This window comes from Vibrio profundum, assembly GCF_050337555.1.
Taxonomy (GTDB): Bacteria; Pseudomonadota; Gammaproteobacteria; order Enterobacterales; family Vibrionaceae; genus Vibrio; species Vibrio profundum.
Genome location: NZ_JAKJTA010000003.1, coordinates 426,720 through 444,477, shown reverse-complemented (window position 1 = coordinate 444,477; position 17,758 = coordinate 426,720). Strand labels below are relative to the sequence as shown.

Annotated in this window: 15 protein-coding genes and 1 other annotated feature; of the genes, 7 read left to right on the top strand and 8 right to left on the bottom strand. The window is 45.6% G+C overall.

The annotated features are described in order from the left end of the window. Positions 1-2: 2 nt before the first annotated feature. Positions 3-899 (bottom strand): ATP phosphoribosyltransferase, encoded by an 897-nt coding sequence (gene hisG, locus L4C34_RS01995; protein WP_428787659.1) that lies wholly within the window; start codon positions 897-899, stop codon positions 3-5. 52 nt (positions 900-951) lie between these two features. Next, positions 952-1,081: a sequence feature (His leader region), on the bottom strand. 921 nt (positions 1,082-2,002) lie between these two features. Between hisG and L4C34_RS01990 the strand changes: the two genes are divergently transcribed. Further along, positions 2,003-2,416, top strand: a complete 414-nt coding sequence (locus L4C34_RS01990) for an H-NS family histone-like protein (protein ID WP_428787658.1) — start codon at positions 2,003-2,005, stop codon at positions 2,414-2,416. Between the two features lie 93 nt (positions 2,417-2,509). Here L4C34_RS01990 and L4C34_RS01985 read toward each other — a convergent pair whose 3' ends face one another. Next, positions 2,510-3,814 carry an inosine/guanosine kinase gene (locus L4C34_RS01985; protein WP_428787657.1) on the bottom strand — a complete coding sequence of 435 codons (1,305 nt, stop codon included), beginning with the start codon at positions 3,812-3,814 and terminating at the stop codon, positions 2,510-2,512. A gap of 289 nt (positions 3,815-4,103) precedes the next feature. Here L4C34_RS01985 and mnmA point away from each other — a divergent pair, with 289 nt between their 5' ends. Genes mnmA through purB form a run of 3 tightly spaced genes read left to right on the top strand, consistent with a single transcriptional unit; the run spans position 4,104 to position 7,277 of the window. Continuing rightward, a complete protein-coding gene (gene mnmA / locus L4C34_RS01980) occupies positions 4,104-5,213 on the top strand; it encodes a tRNA 2-thiouridine(34) synthase MnmA (protein ID WP_428787656.1) in 1,110 nt (369 codons plus the stop codon). A 27-nt stretch (positions 5,214-5,240) separates the two neighbouring features. Further along, positions 5,241-5,861, top strand: a complete 621-nt coding sequence (gene hflD / locus L4C34_RS01975; RefSeq protein WP_428787655.1) for a high frequency lysogenization protein HflD — start codon at positions 5,241-5,243, stop codon at positions 5,859-5,861. Between the two features lie 45 nt (positions 5,862-5,906). Then, entirely contained in the window at positions 5,907-7,277 is a 1,371-nt protein-coding gene (purB, locus tag L4C34_RS01970; RefSeq protein ID WP_428787654.1) for an adenylosuccinate lyase, read from the top strand. A gap of 147 nt (positions 7,278-7,424) precedes the next feature. On the opposite strand, the gene htpX is transcribed toward purB, so the two are convergent. After that, positions 7,425-8,288: a protease HtpX gene (gene htpX, locus L4C34_RS01965; RefSeq protein WP_428787653.1), complete on the bottom strand. Its 864-nt coding sequence runs from the start codon at positions 8,286-8,288 to the stop codon at positions 7,425-7,427. A 243-nt stretch (positions 8,289-8,531) separates the two neighbouring features. On the opposite strand from htpX, the gene L4C34_RS01960 reads away from it, so the two are divergent. Beyond that, positions 8,532-8,708 (top strand): hypothetical protein, encoded by a 177-nt coding sequence (locus tag L4C34_RS01960; protein ID WP_428787652.1) that lies wholly within the window; start codon positions 8,532-8,534, stop codon positions 8,706-8,708. Positions 8,709-8,768: 60 nt separating this feature from the next. Here the strand turns inward: L4C34_RS01960 and bioD are convergent, their stop codons facing one another. The 4 genes from bioD to bioB form a co-directional block, all read right to left on the bottom strand. Continuing rightward, positions 8,769-9,506, bottom strand: coding sequence for a dethiobiotin synthase (gene bioD / locus L4C34_RS01955; protein WP_428787651.1), 738 nt, complete (start codon positions 9,504-9,506; stop codon positions 8,769-8,771). Then, positions 9,482-10,285: a malonyl-ACP O-methyltransferase BioC gene (gene bioC, locus L4C34_RS01950; protein WP_428787650.1), complete on the bottom strand. Its 804-nt coding sequence runs from the start codon at positions 10,283-10,285 to the stop codon at positions 9,482-9,484. The genes bioD and bioC overlap by 25 nt, the downstream gene beginning before the upstream one ends. Continuing rightward, positions 10,272-11,426, bottom strand: a complete 1,155-nt coding sequence (locus L4C34_RS01945; protein ID WP_428787776.1) for an 8-amino-7-oxononanoate synthase — start codon at positions 11,424-11,426, stop codon at positions 10,272-10,274. Before L4C34_RS01945 ends, bioC begins: the two co-directional genes overlap by 14 nt. 74 nt (positions 11,427-11,500) lie before the next feature. Next, complete coding sequence (gene bioB / locus L4C34_RS01940; protein WP_428787649.1) at positions 11,501-12,553, bottom strand: biotin synthase BioB; 1,053 nt, start codon at positions 12,551-12,553, stop codon at positions 11,501-11,503. A 121-nt stretch (positions 12,554-12,674) separates the two neighbouring features. Here bioB and bioA point away from each other — a divergent pair, with 121 nt between their 5' ends. After that, positions 12,675-13,952, top strand: a complete 1,278-nt coding sequence (gene bioA, locus L4C34_RS01935; RefSeq protein WP_428787775.1) for an adenosylmethionine--8-amino-7-oxononanoate transaminase — start codon at positions 12,675-12,677, stop codon at positions 13,950-13,952. 64 nt (positions 13,953-14,016) lie between these two features. On the opposite strand, the gene L4C34_RS01930 is transcribed toward bioA, so the two are convergent. After that, positions 14,017-15,129, bottom strand: a complete 1,113-nt coding sequence (locus L4C34_RS01930; protein ID WP_428787648.1) for a porin — start codon at positions 15,127-15,129, stop codon at positions 14,017-14,019. 501 nt (positions 15,130-15,630) lie between these two features. On the opposite strand from L4C34_RS01930, the gene dinG reads away from it, so the two are divergent. Then, positions 15,631-17,706 carry an ATP-dependent DNA helicase DinG gene (gene dinG / locus L4C34_RS01925; RefSeq protein ID WP_428787647.1) on the top strand — a complete coding sequence of 692 codons (2,076 nt, stop codon included), beginning with the start codon at positions 15,631-15,633 and terminating at the stop codon, positions 17,704-17,706. The last annotated feature ends 52 nt before the right edge of the window (positions 17,707-17,758 follow it).

Below are 17,758 nucleotides of genomic sequence, written 5' to 3'. Positions count from 1 at the left end.
CGTCATCCCATCATCTTTTCTATTGGTAAAACCAGAATAGAGCTAGCACCAAGTGCCTTTAGCTGCTCCATAGTCTCCCAGAACAAGTTCTCTGTGCTAACAAGATGTACAGCAACTTTGCCTTGATCGGAGGCCAAAGGTAACACGGTCGGATCTTCCGCTCCGGGAAGCAATGCCGTTACTTGGTCGAGTACTTCGGCAGGCGCGTGCAACATTATGTATTTCGATTCTTTTGCTTGCTGGACACCTTGCATTCGAGTGAGAAGCTTATCAATGAGAGCACTTTTCTCTGGCTCAAACTCGCCAATACGTTGAATAAGCGTCGCTTTCGATTCAAAAATGACTTCGGCTTCCTTTAATCCATTGGCTTCCAGCGTCGCGCCAGTAGAGACAAGATCAGCAATTGCATCAGAAAGCCCAGCTCGCGGAGCCACTTCCACAGACCCTGTTAACATACAGGTGCTGTATTCAATGCCACGTTTATCCATATAAGACTTAACTAAACGTGGGTACGTCGTTGCTATCCGTTTCCCAGCAAGATCGTCAGGGCCGCTGTATTGTTCGTCTTTATTGACCGCCAACGATAGTCTGCAAGTACCGTAATCCATCCGCCTTAAGGTGACAAACTCATTAGGCTCGCTCATCGCGCAGCGTTCTAGTCGAACTTCTTCGAGCTCATTCTCGCCAATAAACCCGAGATCGACGACACCATCCATAATTAATCCGGGAATATCGTCATCACGAACCAATAATAAATCAATCGGCATATTCAAAGAATGAACGACCAAGCGCTCGCCCATTATGTTGAATTTCACGCCACACTTTTTTAGTAACTCAATACTGTCTTGGCTCAGACGTCCTTTTTTTTGTACCGCAATTCTTAAACGTTGTGCTGTCATGACTATATTCCTAATTATAAATTTCCATAATGACGATTGAGCAGACTACATAAACAAAAAACCCTCGGAAGCTTTAGCTCCCGAGGGTTCGAATCGATTTACTGAATTCACCGCCGGGAGTTTGGTCTCCCGGGTACGCGCTCGCCTTCCCGAAAGACTAGAGAAGATGATGGTGATGAATGTTCATATTGATAGAGCGCATAGTTATTTATCTGTGTTAGTTCGCTGATACACTTAGACACTAACCTAAGGCCGTGTGAGATTGCAACCGTTTCCTGAAAAAAATTAGAGAGTATATAAACTCTGCTCAATTGTGCTTAAAGTGATTCTTTTAGCATACGAGCCAAGACTTAGAAACACGGAAATATTTGAAGTGTTGTCGCTCCTTAGTATTGCCTGTCACAGTTATTATCTGAAATCAGGCGTGAATGACGTACGCTCTCGTATACGCACATTCCGCCTTGTAAACCGCACGATAAGGAAATGCCAACAAGCCGCATCCATGTTTATTATTAATATTTATTATGATTAATGTTAAATATTTGAAATAGAAACCAAGTTGGCGAGCTTAGTCGGCATTTTAGAGATTAGTAAAAGTGATGAAAATGACAAAAACCGAATAAACCACAGCGTGAATCTGCTTAACCGGACATTTAGCGATGCAAATATAGTCAAGCTTGCACAAAATTCAAGATATAAGTAGAGAACGACCAATTCGAACTAATTGAAGGTAGATGCGTGACTATAGAGAATTGAAGTTAGAAAGGAACCATCACCCACTCTCCTTGTATTTGTAAATTTATGTGTGACAGAATCACAATAAAAACGGCCCTCTCACTTTTGTTACGACTGTTACGACTGTTACGACTGTTACGACTGTTACGACTGTTACGACACCATGCCAAATCAAGCGGTAGACTAAGCACCAGTGTTCCTATTGATTATCATATAGCTGCCTACTATTCAGACACTAAGATTAACTTTAAAGAATATATAGCGATAATTTTAAAAAATAGTAATTATTTTTAACTATATTATTGTCTTCCGGCTATTTGGGGTTTAGTATTATTAAAATTGTCTTGATTTAATTCATAGGAACCATAATGTCAGAATTAACCAAAACCCTATTAAATATTCGCAGCCTACGTGCATTCTCTCGCGAATTAACTCTAGAGCAACTTGAAGAAGCACTAGAAAAGCTAATGCTCGTAGTTGAAGAGCGTCAAGCAGCGGAAGCCGAAGAGCGCGCAGCCCAAGCAGAACAAGATCAAAAGTTAGCTGCTATCGCTAGTCAAATTGCACAAGATGGCATCGACGTTCAAGCGTTAATCGATGCGCTATCTGGTGAAAGCAAAACAAAAAGCAAAACTAAGAGCAAGCGTGCTCCTCGTCCAGCAAAATATAAATATGTTGACACTTCTGGTGAAGAAAAAACATGGACTGGTCAAGGCCGCACGCCTTCAGCGATTCAAGAGCAACTTGACGCTGGTAAAAAATTAGAAGATTTCGCTATTTAATGAATCTTCTCCAATAAAAAAAGCTCCGTAAAGGAGCTTTTTTTATTTAAGCTATACTGGAGTCAATGAAAATCATTAACTCTAGTATAAACATTAACGTTCCCAGTATGCTTCTTCCAAGCTATCTTCTCTCTCAGGCAAACCACGAGATAAACGTGGAGAGTGCTGAGCTAATACTTCATAACTTGCTCGGTTTGCATATTTACACACTTGAGAAAATGAAGAGTAGGTCAAGAATGGGTAATTATGCTTGCTCGAATTTGGCACATTATCTTTATGATAACGGTTAGCTGAGATGTCATGCAAAACGGCCGATAACGCCGCGTCACCCGCACCATTCGTATTCTTAATTTTCTCTGGCCCACCCATGTATGGAGCAATGTGTGAATAAACTCGGATAGGCTCATCACATAACGCACGCAAAGCTGGGCGACTAAATTCAAAACGATTAAATTCTGGCACCGCACCTGGCAATAAAGGCAACGATGTTTGACGCTTCGCTGCCTCATCGGTATAACCAGCCATAAACAGGCCTATCGGGCCCGCTGTGCACAATACTAAATCAACCCAATCTAAGGTTTTATTTGCACCCGCTAATGGATCCGATTCCCCCGTTAGAGCTTGCGCTTCTTCTTCGTTCATCGCCACGACAGTGACATGGTCATGCAAAAACTTTTGCCAGTACTGAGGGTCATTTTGAATAACGAATTTGGTTCCCAAAGTTAATACCACAGGAACATCGTATTTCTTCGCAAATTCGATTGCCTTCATCGTGGCATCAGGCATCGGGTCGCCATCTTTACAACGCACAAGATAGGCACTTAATACCAAAGCAGAAGCAGTTTCAAATATAGATTCTTGAATGCTCTCTGGTGCAAGCTGATTCATTTTCCCTTCACTAATAGCAAAGGTTCTTTCACCGTCTTCTGTGATTAGGGTAAAACAACGTCCAATTGGACCGTCTACCCCTTGAAGGTAATTCAAATCCATGCGGCTTGAAGTGTTACACAAATAGCGATAACCATAGCTGCCAATTTTAATATCTTGGCTCATCACTCCTAGCAAAGTTGATTTATCATCAGCCAGTACAGAGTAATTGTGCAGTGTATTACCGATAGTCCCACCAGCAAACTCATTTGTGATCAAGTCTCGCTCTGTCAATTCATTGTAAAGCGCTTCCGCAGTTTTATCATCGATAACTAACGAGTGACCTTTACTTAATTGATACTTATCAATTAATTCTGTTGTTACTTGGGCTTCAATATCGACCAAAGTCTGATCAATACCGATAATATGCGTATGAGACATATGTTTATTGTCTTGCGCTTGCGTAACTAAAGGATCGCGTGCATCGACGGGGAAATAATGCTTGGATTTACGTTGACCAGGAAACTTCATAACCTAATATTCAATTCTAAGTGGCGGTGAAAAAGGACGGCGATTCTACCGCGACATCCTTCAGTCAGCAATCGATTAAACCTTACTAGGGGCAATTATTTGTAAATCGCAACAAAGATCATATAAAACAGAACACTCATATAAAACCGATCCTATTAAGCTGCATTGCTCACCTCACCGCCTCACCTATCGATAAGAAATAATCACCGTGATTTAAATCTGGGATCTGTCCCCTTGCAAGGCTTTCTGTTAGAATCTGCGTCCAGTTTATTTTCGTGGTATTTGTGTGATGTCGGATAACAGTCAAAAGAAAGTCATCGTCGGAATGTCAGGGGGGGTCGACTCCTCTGTATCAGCTTATCTTCTCCAGCAACAAGGCTATCAAGTGGAAGGCTTGTTTATGAAAAACTGGGAAGAAGATGATGGCGAAGAGTATTGCACTGCGGCAGAAGACTTAGCCGATGCGCAAGCCGTCTGCGACAAACTTGGCATCGAATTACACACAGTGAACTTCGCCGCTGAGTATTGGGACAATGTATTCGAATATTTCCTTGAGGAATACAAAGCTGGCCGCACACCAAATCCAGATATCTTGTGCAACAAAGAAATCAAATTTAAAGCATTCCTTGAGTTTGCTGACGAAATCCTTGACGCAGACTATATTGCTATGGGCCACTATGTTCGCAGAACATTTACTGAGCAAGGCCAACCTGCGCAAATGCTGCGCGGTAAAGATAGTAATAAAGACCAAAGTTATTTCCTCTATACTTTAAGCCACGATCAAGTTGCTCGCAGCCTTTTCCCTGTGGGCGAACTGGAAAAATCAGAAGTTCGCTCCATCGCAGAAGAGCAAGGCTTGATTACAGCGAAGAAAAAAGATTCAACCGGTATTTGCTTTATTGGCGAACGCAAGTTTACCGAATTTTTGTCGCGCTATTTACCCGCTCAACCCGGTAAAATTGAAACGCCTGAAGGTAATATCATTGGTGAGCACCAAGGATTGATGTACCATACGCTTGGTCAGCGTAAGGGCTTACACATCGGTGGACAAAAAGGCGGCGGTGGCCTTGAAGAACCTTGGTATGTTGCTGAGAAAGATCTCGAACGAAACGTGTTAATCGCGGTACAAGGTGGTGAGCATCCACTACTCAAATCAAGCGGCCTAATAGCCTCTCAGTTGCATTGGGTATCACGTGAAACGTTAACTGAGCCCGTTAAATGCACAGTTAAGACCCGCTACCGCCAGCAAGATATCGAATGCACCATCACGCCAGTTGATGATAAGACAATAAAAGTGATGTTCAATGAACCACAAGTCGCTGTGACACCAGGACAATCCGCGGTCTTTTACCAAGGCGAGGTTTGCCTCGGCGGCGGTATCATAGAACAACGTATCTAACATGATCGAATAGAGGAGTATGAATACGTGGCTAACACAACTTATGACCGTACTGTTGCCTTTGCTGGCCTATGCCAAGCAGTCGCACTGGTGCAAGAAGTCGCCAAGAATGGTCACTGTGATTCGCATGCGTTAGAAACTTCACTCAAAGCAATATTAAATACTAACCCAAGCAGCACCCTCGCTGTGTATGGCACTGAGGCCGATCTTAAGGTTGGCCTCGAAACATCGATCCAATTGCTCAACAGCACTCCCTCTAGCAGCGACATCACTCGATATATCCTTGGCCTCCTTGCTTTAGAACGCAAGCTTAATAGCCGCCGTGATGCGATGTCGCAACTGGGAGATCGAATTAGCATGCTTGAGCGCCAGTCTCTTCACTACGAGCTACTCGAAGATCAAATGGTCAGCAACCTCGCCAGCGTATACCTAGATGTGATCAGCCCAATCGGCCCACGCATCCAAATTACTGGCACACCAGACGTTCTGCAACAAACCAGCAATCAACACAAGGTACGCGCATTACTGCTATCTGGTATCCGCAGCGCGGTCTTGTGGCGACAAGTTGGTGGCAAACGTCGCCACCTAGTATTTAATCGAAAAGCATTGCTTGAGCAGGCCACTAACCTGCTGAGCCGATATTCCTAACCCCAAGATTTATTCTCAATTTCATTTAATATTCAGGAGAACAACATGGAACTGTCAGCCTTGACTGCTGTTTCACCGGTAGACGGTCGATACGGTAGTAAAACGATTGCGTTAAGAGATATCTTTAGTGAGTATGGCCTCCTAAAGTACCGCACTATCGTTGAAGTCCGTTGGTTACAGAAGCTCTCATCGACTGAAGGCGTGAAAGAAGTCCCTGCTTTCAGCGCTGAAGCAAACCAGTACCTAGATGATATCGCAGCCAACTTCAGCGAAAGCGATGCGGCACGTATCAAAGAGATTGAACGTACAACCAACCACGACGTAAAAGCTGTTGAATACTTTTTAAAAGAAAAAGTAGCTGCGATGCCTGAACTTGATGCTGTAAACGAGTTCATCCACTTCGCGTGTACTTCTGAAGATATCAACAACACGTCTCACGCTCTAATGCTTAAAGAAGCGCGTGAAACTGTGATTCTTCCTGAAATCCGCAACATCATTGACGCGATTACTAAGCTTTCTGTAGAGTACCGTGACATCCCGCTACTTTCACGTACCCACGGTCAACCAGCCTCTCCTTCCACTATGGGTAAAGAGATGGCGAACGTTGCATACCGTATGGAACGTCAATACAAGCAAATCGCGAACGTTGAGATTTTAGCGAAAATCAACGGTGCAGTCGGCAACTATAACGCACACCTTTCTGCTTACCCAGAGCTAGATTGGCACAGATTCAGCGAAGAGTTTGTCACTGAGTCACTCGGCGTAACTTGGAACCCGTACACAACTCAGATTGAGCCGCACGATTACATTGCTGAATTGTTCGATGCCATTGCCCGTTTCAACACTATCCTAATCGATTTCGATCGTGACGTTTGGGGCTATATCGCGCTAGGCCACTTCAAGCAAAGAACGATCGCTGGCGAAATCGGTTCTTCAACCATGCCGCATAAAGTTAACCCGATTGACTTCGAAAACTCAGAAGGCAACTTGGGTCTAGCTAACGCAGTATTTGGCCACTTAGCTCAAAAGCTACCTATTTCAAGATGGCAACGTGACCTGACTGACTCTACGGTTCTACGTAACCTAGGTGTGGGTGTTGGCTATGCAGTGATTGCTTACACTTCAACGCTGAAAGGTATCAGCAAACTTGAAGTTAACCGTGAAGCCCTGCTAGCTGAACTGGACAAAAACTGGGAAGTATTGGCTGAGCCAGTACAAACCGTAATGCGTCGCTACGGCATTGAAAAGCCATACGAGAAGCTAAAAGAGCTCACTCGTGGTAAACGAGTTGACGGTGAAGCTATGCGCAACTTCATCGATGGCCTAGAGCTTCCTGAAGCAGAAAAAGCTCGCCTGAAAGAAATGACGCCAGCTAACTACATCGGCCAAGCAATCGAGCTAACCGACAAGCTGTAATAGTATCTTCAACGATATTTGCACATTGTTTAAAGCCCGCACTCGCGGGCTTTTTTAATGCTTAAATCTACGCTTTTGGAGTTAGGCTACAGTAGGCAATAAAAAAGCTTGGTTATTACACCAAGCCTTTGTCTATTTCGCTGAATACTACAAGTTGCGTAGTGCTTCAATACGTTTATCGAGTGGCGGGTGGCTCATAAGAAGCTCAGTGATACTTTTCTTACCATTAATACCGAAAGCCATCATTGAACCTTCCAGCTCTGGCTCGTGGCTCATTTTCAAACGTTCAAGAGCTGCGATCATTTTGTGTTTACCAACCAAATTCGCTGAGCCTGCATCTGCGTAGAACTCACGACGACGGCTGTACCACATTGTGATAAAGCTCGCCAAGAAACCAAACACTAGTTCTAACACTATCGAAACCGCAAAGTACACCATCATGCTGCTGCCTTGGCCTTCTTCGTCATCATTCGATGCCACCATATTGGCAATAAAGCGAGATAAGAAAATAACGAAAGTGTTCACCACACCTTGTAGCAAGGTCATCGTGACCATATCGCCGTTAGCAATGTGACTCATCTCATGCGCAAGGACGGCTTCTGCTTCATCGCGAGTCATGTTGTGCAGTAAACCAGTGGAAACTGCAACTAAAGACGCATCACGCTTAGCACCCGTAGCAAATGCGTTGATGTCCGGCGAGTCGTAAACCGCAACCGTTGGCATGCCCACACCCACTTGTTGCGCTTGGCGAGAAACAGTCTCCATCAGCCAATGCTCTGTTTCATTGCGAGGGTTTTCAATCACCGTGCCGCCAACAGAACGCAGCGCCATGCCTTTGGACATCATTAAAGAAATAAACGAGCCACCAAAACCGAACAACGCCGCGAATATCAATAGACCAGGTATGCTGCTCGGTTGGATTCCCGTCGCTGCAAAAATAATATTCAGTACAATACCCAACACAAAGATAACGGCAATGTTAACTATGAGGAAGAGCGCTATTCTTTTCATTCATTTTCTCCTAATGGAAAGTGCCTAAAGATTTCTGACACTGATCATCGTCAAGGTTATACCTTTTACAGATATTGTCCAACCGTTAAAAATCAAGGCTAGCAGTGAAATTGCAACATTTCATGTCGAAATAATATGACCTAGATAACTTTATAGACTTTGGTCGTATTGAGGAAAAGAAATAAATCAGTAGATTGCTGCTTAAGGACAGGATTTATTGACTAGATACACAAGGGCAAGACTATGACTAAAGTGGATACAAGCAGCTACCAAATGGCGATTGACTTACTTTGCTGCCACTTAGGTCTTTCAGAAGACGAAGCAAGGCGCGAACTGGGCATTACTAAAGAACAACATGTAGAAAAGACCATCTCTGAATGCCAAAGACAACTTGCATTAAGCATGTCTGAAGATAAATGATTTTGACGATAATTCTCTTATGAGTTTAAGGGCTGTTCTTACAGCCCCTTTTTTTGCCTGCTATTCAGCTAACTGCACTTCCGCAGTTTTTTCCATTAAACCCATCAGCGGTTTTACATCGATATATTTTGCTAAGTTGCCACGTTTCACCTGTGGCAAATATGGAATTTCACCCAGCTTAGGCACTGCCATTTTGCTTTCCAGCATCTTAATAATATCTGCATAATGCTCGGTACCCGGATTGACGCGATTAGCAACCCAACCGACTAATTCCACCCCATCCGCTCGGATCTGTTCTGCAGTCAAAATGGCATGATTCAAGCAGCCCAGCTTGATCCCGACCACCAACACCACAGGTAATCGCTCTTTCTTTACCCAAGTCGACAAGTAATCATCATCAGAAACCGGTACCCGCCACCCACCAGCACCTTCAACAAGCACAAGATCGCATCCCTGTTTGTGTTGGGCAAGTTTTTCACTCAATACCTGTTCTTCAATCACCACAGCTTCGTGTTTGGCGGCAATATGTGGTGAAGCGGGCAACATAAGCGCGTATGGGTTTACATCCTCATAGGCTGTATTCTGCGTCGCCGCCTCCATTAAGTGAAGCGCGTCTGAATTACGCCTCCCTTCAGGAGTTTCGTCGCAACCTGCCGCAACCGGTTTATAACCGATAGTCGACACCCCTTGCTCCGCCAATGCGTTCAAAATACCTTTTGACGCGACCGTTTTCCCGACATCCGTGTCTGTCCCTGCAATAAAAAATGCACCTTTCATAAATGAATTTCCCCTATACATACCTGATAGCTGGCAGGCAAAAAGCCTTGGCGGGTTCGAAATACCTGATACGCATGTTCAACCTTTACCAACGCTTTTCGCCCCGTCAGCGCTTGAGAACGGCCTTCAACATGTCCAGCACCAATGCCCTTTAAATCTCTCATGAGAGCAAACGCTGATTCATACCAAATGGTCATTGGCACACAATTTAACTCATGCTGGTTGCAACGGGCTTGAGCTAACGCAATGTTTACCTGATTTGAGTTCACAAAATCATTCACATGCTGAAAGTTATCCACCTCGCTCCACGCTTGTTTTAATTCACTCAGTGAACCGTCAAGTAAGGTACTAAAGAACGCTCTACCCGATTGTTTGGTCACTCGTTTTATTTCCTTTAAAGGAATAGACAGATCCGCGCACCACTGTAACGCTAAGCTAGAAAAAACATAATCAACAGTATGGTTTTCCATCGGTAAGTCTTCAGCGTCGGCGCACAGGTACTGCATCCCATTGTTGCCACATCGCTGGCGGGCAGCACACAGCATTTCGGGTGCAATATCCACGCAAATAACCCTAGCGCCGCGCTCACGTAACTTCTGAGAAAAATACCCAGTTCCACAACCTAAATCTAGGATAGTTTTATTACTCAAATCCGCAGGCATTCGCGCCAACAGCTGCTGCCCGACTTGGCGCTGAAATTCAGCATGAGAATCATAAGTGGATGACGCCCGGCCAAACGCATCCGCGATCGCTTTCTTATCTGTAATTGGGGGGAGGTTGACCGCTTCAGCGAACGTCATAATTCGCCTCCATAGCTCGACGTATAACACTGCCCATCGCAATGACTTGCTCAACTGTATGGCTCGCTGTGAGTGTTATTCGAAGGCGTGCCTTCCCCACAGGTACAGTCGGCGGACGAATCGCCGACACCCAGAACCCTTGCTCGCGTAAAGACGCTTCCAACTCAATTGCTTTTTCTGCGCAGCCTAAAAGGAACGGTTTGATTGGTGTATTTGTGCGCACATAACCGCTGACATCCATCAAGGTATCGTGATAAGCCGCCTGAAGTTCGAGTAATTTGTCTCTGCGCCACTCTTGCTGTTGAATCATCTTGAGTGCGTGACTTAATGCGTGCGCCTGCGAGGGTGGCATTGCAGTGGAATAGACATGATGGCGTGCGAATTGAGTGAAAAAGTCGCCCGTCTGAGCGTTACACAAAATCGCAGCGCCGGACAATCCAAAAGCTTTGCCGAACGTGACGACTAAAATATCGGGCTTCACTCCCTGAGCGTGACAACTGCCGCGCCCCTGTTGCCCCAGAATTCCAACACCATGAGCATCGTCCACCACTAGCCAAGAGTGGCTTGGCAACACAGATTCGATGTCAGCCAAAGCCGCTTGATCACCATCCATGCTAAACACCCCTTCTGTCACGACCAAACTGGGTTTTCCGTTAGGAAGCAAAGCCAATAGGTGCGCCACATCGTTATGTTTAAACCGCTTCATCGTCGCCAGAGATAAACTGCCCGCTTCCATCAAGGAAGCGTGGTTGAGTTTATCTTGCAGCAAATAGTCACCTTTCTTTAATAAGGTGAACAGCAGAGCTTGATTGGCCGAAAACCCTGAACTAAACAAAATGGCTCTGTCGTAACCTTGCCAATCACACAAATCCTCTTCCAGCCTTTGGTGCGCTGAACTAAAGCCCGTCACCATGGGCGAAGCGCCGCTGCCGCAGCCATAGCGTTCAATGCCTTGTTGCCACGCCTTCGCCAGATTTAGGTCTTGTGCTAAGCCTAAATAATCATTGCTGGAGAAGTTAATCATCTCGCGCCCTGCATACTGCAACTGTGTCGCACCCGTTATCGTCACTGGTCGTAAGCGGCGAGATAAATTCGCCGAGGCTCGCTCATCAAGAGCCGCCTCTATTCGTTTGGTAAACATATCGATTCGCGTGGTCAACATATCGGCGTTAAAGATGTCTGTGTTAAGTATGTTTGCGTTGAACATCTCATGCATTAAACATCAGCGTTATAGAAAAGGTCGTCGGCAGTTGGGCGCGCTGCCACTCGCTCTACCACTTTATCGAGTAGTTCACTTTCTTGAATCTGATCAGGTTTTTGGCTCACGCTCTGACTATTAATACCTAATTTTTTAAACAACTGCATATCGCTGTCTTCATCAGGGTTCGGCGTCGTTAATAGTTTACAGCCGTAAAAAATTGAATTGGCGCCCGCCATAAAGCACATCGCCTGCATTTGCTCATTCATTCCTTCTCGGCCAGCGGATAAACGTACTGCCGTGTGTGGCATCATTATCCTTGCAGCCGCAATCAATTTTATGAAGTCGAACGATTCCACATCTTCCGCTTGTTCAAGTGGTGTGCCTTTTACTTTCACCAACATATTGATTGGCACACTTTCCGGTTGAACCGGTAAATTTGCCAGCTCCACCAAGAGCCCTGCGCGGTCTTGATCGCTTTCACCCATGCCGATAATGCCGCCTGAACACACCTTCATCCCTGCATCTCGCACATGCGCCAGAGTATCAAGCCTATCTTGATAGGTTCGGGTGGTAATGATGTTGCCGTAATACTCAGGAGAGGTATCTAGGTTGTGGTTGTAATAATCAAGCCCCGCATTCGATAACTCTTGGGCCTGATCGGCATTGAGCATTCCCAAAGTCATGCAGCTTTCTAAGCCTAACTCTTTCACACCTTTAATCATTTGAGTGAGATGTGGCATATCGCGCTGCTTCGGGTTTTTCCACGCAGCTCCCATACAAAAACGAGTCGAGCCTGCCGCTTTCGCTTTTTGCGCTGCGTCCAACACACGATCGACTTCCATTAAGCGTTCTTTATCAATATCGGTACGATAGTGAGCACTTTGCGGGCAATATTTACAATCTTCGGGGCAGGCACCCGTTTTAATCGATAGTAAAGTACTCACTTGAACTTGGTTATGCGCCTGATACTGGCGATGCACTGACTGAGCAGTAAACATGAGATCCATAAAAGGTCGGTCTAGTAACTCTTTGACTTGCTCCACAGTCCAGTTGTGACGAATTTCCACAGGTAACACCTTTGATTAGAATAATTATTTGTTGGCTAGTCTACTGACAATAGATAAACTGTCAACATTATACAAATCAACAGGTTTACATGTGGTTAATAATAAAACAGGAACATCTGGCATTGATTTAAAATTCGATCGCGACCACCTTTGGCACCCTTACACCTCTACCACCAACCCTCTGCCCTGTTATCCCGTTGTGGGCGCGCGAGGGGTGCATATTGAATTGGAAGATGGCCGACAACTTGTCGATGGAATGTCTTCGTGGTGGGCTGCCACTCATGGTTACAATCATCCAGAATTAAACCGAGCCGCACACAAGCAAATTGATACGATGTCTCACATCATGTTCGGCGGGATCACTCACCAGCCTGCAATCGAGCTTGGCAAAAGGTTACTCGCCATTGCGCCGAATAACTTAGAGCACGTTTTTCTGGCCGATTCTGGTTCAGTGGCAGTGGAAATCGCGCTAAAAATGGCGCTGCAATATTGGCACGCCAAAGGCGATCCACGTGCCAAGTTCCTCACGTTGAAAGATGGCTATCATGGCGACACGTTTGCGGCTATGTCGGTGACCGATCCAGACAATTCGATGCATTCTCTATACAAAGGTTTTCTCCCTGAGCACATTTTCGCCCAGTCACCCAAGGTAGGGTTCTGGCAAGAGTGGAATGAGAAGGATATAGCAGACTTTAAACACAAAATCGCTGAAAATCACCATGAGATCGCCGCAGTCATATTGGAACCTATCGTACAAGGCGCGGGCGGAATGCGCATTTACCATCCAGAGTTTCTGCTCCGCGTTCGCCAATTATGCGATCAATATGGGGTGCTACTGATTGTAGATGAAATTGCCACCGGCTTTGGTCGCACAGGAAAGCTGTTCGCCTGTGAGCACGCCGATGTCCAACCAGATATTCTGTGTGTCGGTAAGGCACTGACTGGGGGCTACATGACACTTTCAGCCACCCTTGCCAGCAAGCGTGTGGCAGAAACTGTTTGCGGCGGCGAAGCGGGTTGTTTTATGCACGGACCAACCTTTATGGGTAACCCTTTAGCGTGCGCGGTGGCCTGCGCCAGTTTAGATCTATTGGCAAAAAACCAATGGCAGCAACAAGTTCAAACGATAGAAAACCAGCTTGAGCAAGGGTTAACCAAGTTGAAACAGTATTCCATGGTGAAAGACACCCGTTGGCTAGGCGCGATTGGCGTGGTGGAAACTCACCGTCCAGTGAATATGGAAGTGATTCAAGCGTTGTTTGTTGAGCAAGGTGTATGGATAAGGCCATTTGGTCGATTAATTTATGTGATGCCGCCGTTTGTTAGCCAGCCTGAACATATTGAAAGGCTGATCTCGGCGATTGAAAAAGGTTTGCAAAACGAGGAATGCTTTTTATAGCGCTCACGAAAAAAGCCAACGCGTTGCGCTGGCTTTATCTCAAGTATACAAATCATCTCTTCGTTTAGAAGGAGTAGTAAGAACCTAACACAAATGAATAGGCATCTAGATCGACAGCTGAAGTATTGAGTCCTGCTTCTGCGGTCGAGTTTTGGTATTCAACAAACACAGTTAGATTGTCTAGCACTCCGTAATCCGCGCCGACAACCAAAAGTGAATTGTCAGCGTCATTTACGTCTGATGTTGTACTACTTGTAGTTGTAACGAGGGTAGCCTTATCGTTCGACATCAAACTATAAGTAGTGTACAAACGCAGTTTATCCACCGTAAAGGATGCTGCACCACCAAAGGCATTACCCTCATAGAAGGTATCATCTGCAATAGTACTGCCCTTCGCGGTAGTGGGCCCAAAGAAACCAAATGTATCTACACCCTCATAGTTGACGTAAGTAAGGGCTAAATAAAGTCCTCCAAAGGTAGCCGAAGCCGACACCCCGCCTTTATGATAATCAGTCGCTTTGTACTGCCCTGTTGCGCTAGCTACTCCTGATGCTGTTTCACCCACTTGATAAGCTACGGCAAGGTTATAGTTCTCTAGAGAATAATTGACCGACGTGCCCCATGTAGGGTCGATATCTTCATCACTGTTGGTTGTGACATCTGCGACAACCGTTAAGCCCTCAACCCCATAAAACTTAAAGCCGATCCCGTGCCCCGTTGATTCTCTGTGGTGGCCACCAGCTGTGCCTAAATAATAAGCATCATTATCGATGTCGTCTTTTTCGAGTGCCTTCATCGAGTTTGCCCAGTCGCCATGTTCACCAGCAACTACGCCCCAACTAGAGGTTTTTACCCCAGCATATAAGTCATCGGTCGATATGGCACTAACAGTCCCATTCCACCAAGAGCCATTTTCCATTTCAAAGGAACCAAAAGCGGTGAACGTACCATTGATTTGGTGCTCGGCATCCATTTGAATTTTGGCCCACATATTCACATCAGGGTCACCTTTAGTTTGGGTTGTCGCGGTATCGTCGCGCTCCCATGAAGAAATATAGGTATCGATCTCCCCTTTCAAGGAAACTTTCGCTGTATCCGACCCATAAATCTGAGCCGCGTTTGCCGTACCTGCAGCCGCAAGCACCGCCATTGCGATTAGCGTTTTTCTCATCATCATCCACTGCCTTTTCTTAGTTTGGGAAATCCTTGTCCGGTTCCCTTTGGTGATTAGTCACGACTCTTACTCTGCTGGTTTGATGTCATCACTAAATTCATTCGCTATCAGCCTGTTAAATCACTTTCCATCAGCTGAAGGCCTTACACTTTCGCACCTTTAATTCAAAATCCTAAATAAAACAATAACTTGCAATTAAGCTATTGATTTCTAACTATTGAGTTAAGTATTAGCAGCCAGATGAGAAAAGTGTAAGTAAAATAGACAATTAAAATGAAAAGGTTATTTTGTATACAAAATGTGGATAAATTTAGATTAAAAAACCATCAGAAATAGATTCACAAGAACTATCAACTACGTTAATTTTATTCACATAAGGAATCGGTTGCGCCGTAAATTGTGTGACAAAGATCTAATTTATATAGGAAAGAAATCCCTTTCCGCAGACCGAATATCGCGCAAAATTGTGGTAGTATCTGCACTCTGATTTTTCTAGGTCTTTATATGCCAGCCAGTAATATTCAAACAGCGATCCGCGACAGCTATCGCAACCTACAAGCGCAGTTAGACAATTTTGTTCCACGCCGAGCGCAAAATTATCTGGTGGCAGAAATTGCTAAGACTTTGTCGGGGGAATACCACAAAGCCAACCGAATCATTGTGGCGGAAGCAGGCACCGGGATTGGTAAATCTCTTTCTTATCTGATGGCGGCGATTCCGTTTGCCGTGTTAAACAATAAAAAGGTAGTGATCTCCACCGCTACCGTAGCTCTGCAAGAACAGCTGCTAGATAAAGATTTACCCTTATATAGACGAATCACCGACCTAGATTTTAGCTTTCAGCTTGTGAAAGGGCGTCAGCGCTATTGCTGCGCGGAAAAGCTCGCCGCAAGCGGTGATACCGACGGCGAACAATTAGCTATCTTTGAAACCAAGCCCAAAGCATCGGACATTGAACTGCTCAAAGAGCTCTCTCAAAAGCTTGCGACAGGTAAATGGGACGGCGATAGAGACAGTTGGCCAAGCCCTATTCGTGATGACGTGTGGCGCACCATCGTTAGCGACAAGCACAGCTGCAACAACGGACTGCCCGCACATCGGGATTGCCCATTTCAAAAATCACGTTCAGACCTAGATAAAGCAGACGTGATCATCGCCAATCACAGCCTAGTGATGGCCGATGCCGATCTTGGCGGCGGTGTCATTTTACCTGAGCCAGACGATACAATTTATGTGTTCGATGAGGCGCATCACCTGCCTAAAGTGGCACGCGACCATTCATCTGCCGCCGCTAGCCTCAAAGGTGCGGCCAGCTGGCTAGAAAAACTCAATCAATCAGCGACCAAATTCTCTAGTTTGGCCGACGAAAAACGGGTAAGCCGCTTTCGTAACGAACTGCAAAATTCTGCTCAAGAACTCATTCCCGCACTGACTCAGTTAGCGCGCCAGTTCAACCCAGATCACTTCCAAGAAAAAGTGTACCGCTTCGAGCATGGTGATTTACCTGAGTGGCTGGAAAACGAAGCCAAAGAGCTCAAAAAGATTTCATCCAAAGGGCTGCAATCCCTCAGCAAAATTGCTGACTTGATTGCCGAACGAGTCAAAGAAGGGGAAATCTCCAGCAAACTGGCAGAGCCTGCCCTCACCGAGCTCGGCTTCTATATCCAACGTATGGAAAACCTCGCTCAAGTGTGGAGTTTAATGGCTGAGCCAAAGCATGAAAAAGGCGCGCCGCTAGCACGATGGCTAGAGCTACATCCAGATAGCGAAGGCGACTTTATCGTCAATGTGTCGCCACTTGAAGCAGGCTGGAAACTAGACCAACAGTTATGGAGCCGCTGCGTTGGCGCCGTGTTGGTGTCTGCTACAATGCGTGCACTCAACTCCTTTAGCTTCTTCTGCCGCCAAGCGGGAATCAGTGAAGATGCGCAAGATGGCACCCGATTTTTGTCTTTGGCCTCTCCTTTCGACTACCCAAATAAAGCCGAGCTTTACATCCCTAAGATGAAATTTGAGCCGCAAGCTGAACCCTACACAGATCACTTATGTGAAGTGCTGCCAGACATGATCGCCGATGGTAAAGCCAATTTAGTGTTATTCGCTTCCTATTGGCAGATGAACCGAGTCGCGGACAAACTGAATAAGCCGTGGATCAAAAAAGGCTGGGCGCTACAAGTGCAAGGTGATGCTTCTCGAACTAAAATTTTGAACAAACACAAGACCTTAGTTCAGTGCGGCAAAACCAGTATTTTATTTGGTACAGGCAGTTTTTCAGAAGGCTTAGATTTGCCCGGTGAGCTACTTGAAAACCTCGTCATCACTAAAATTCCATTTGCTGTACCAACATCTCCCGTCGAACAAGCGCATGCCGAATACGTTGAGCATAAAGGGGGCAATCCGTTTATGCAGATCGCTGTGCCAGAGGCGAGTAAAAAGTTGATTCAGGCTGCTGGCCGCCTGCTGCGCAAAGAACAAGATTCTGGTAGAGTCGTCATCCTCGATCGGCGCATTGTGACCAAACGTTATGGCCAAGCACTCATCGACTCTTTGCCGCCGTTTCGCATAAATATCGAGCGCTAAGCTCAGCTAGAATGTACCCATACTCACTACAGCTACAATAATAAGAAAGAAC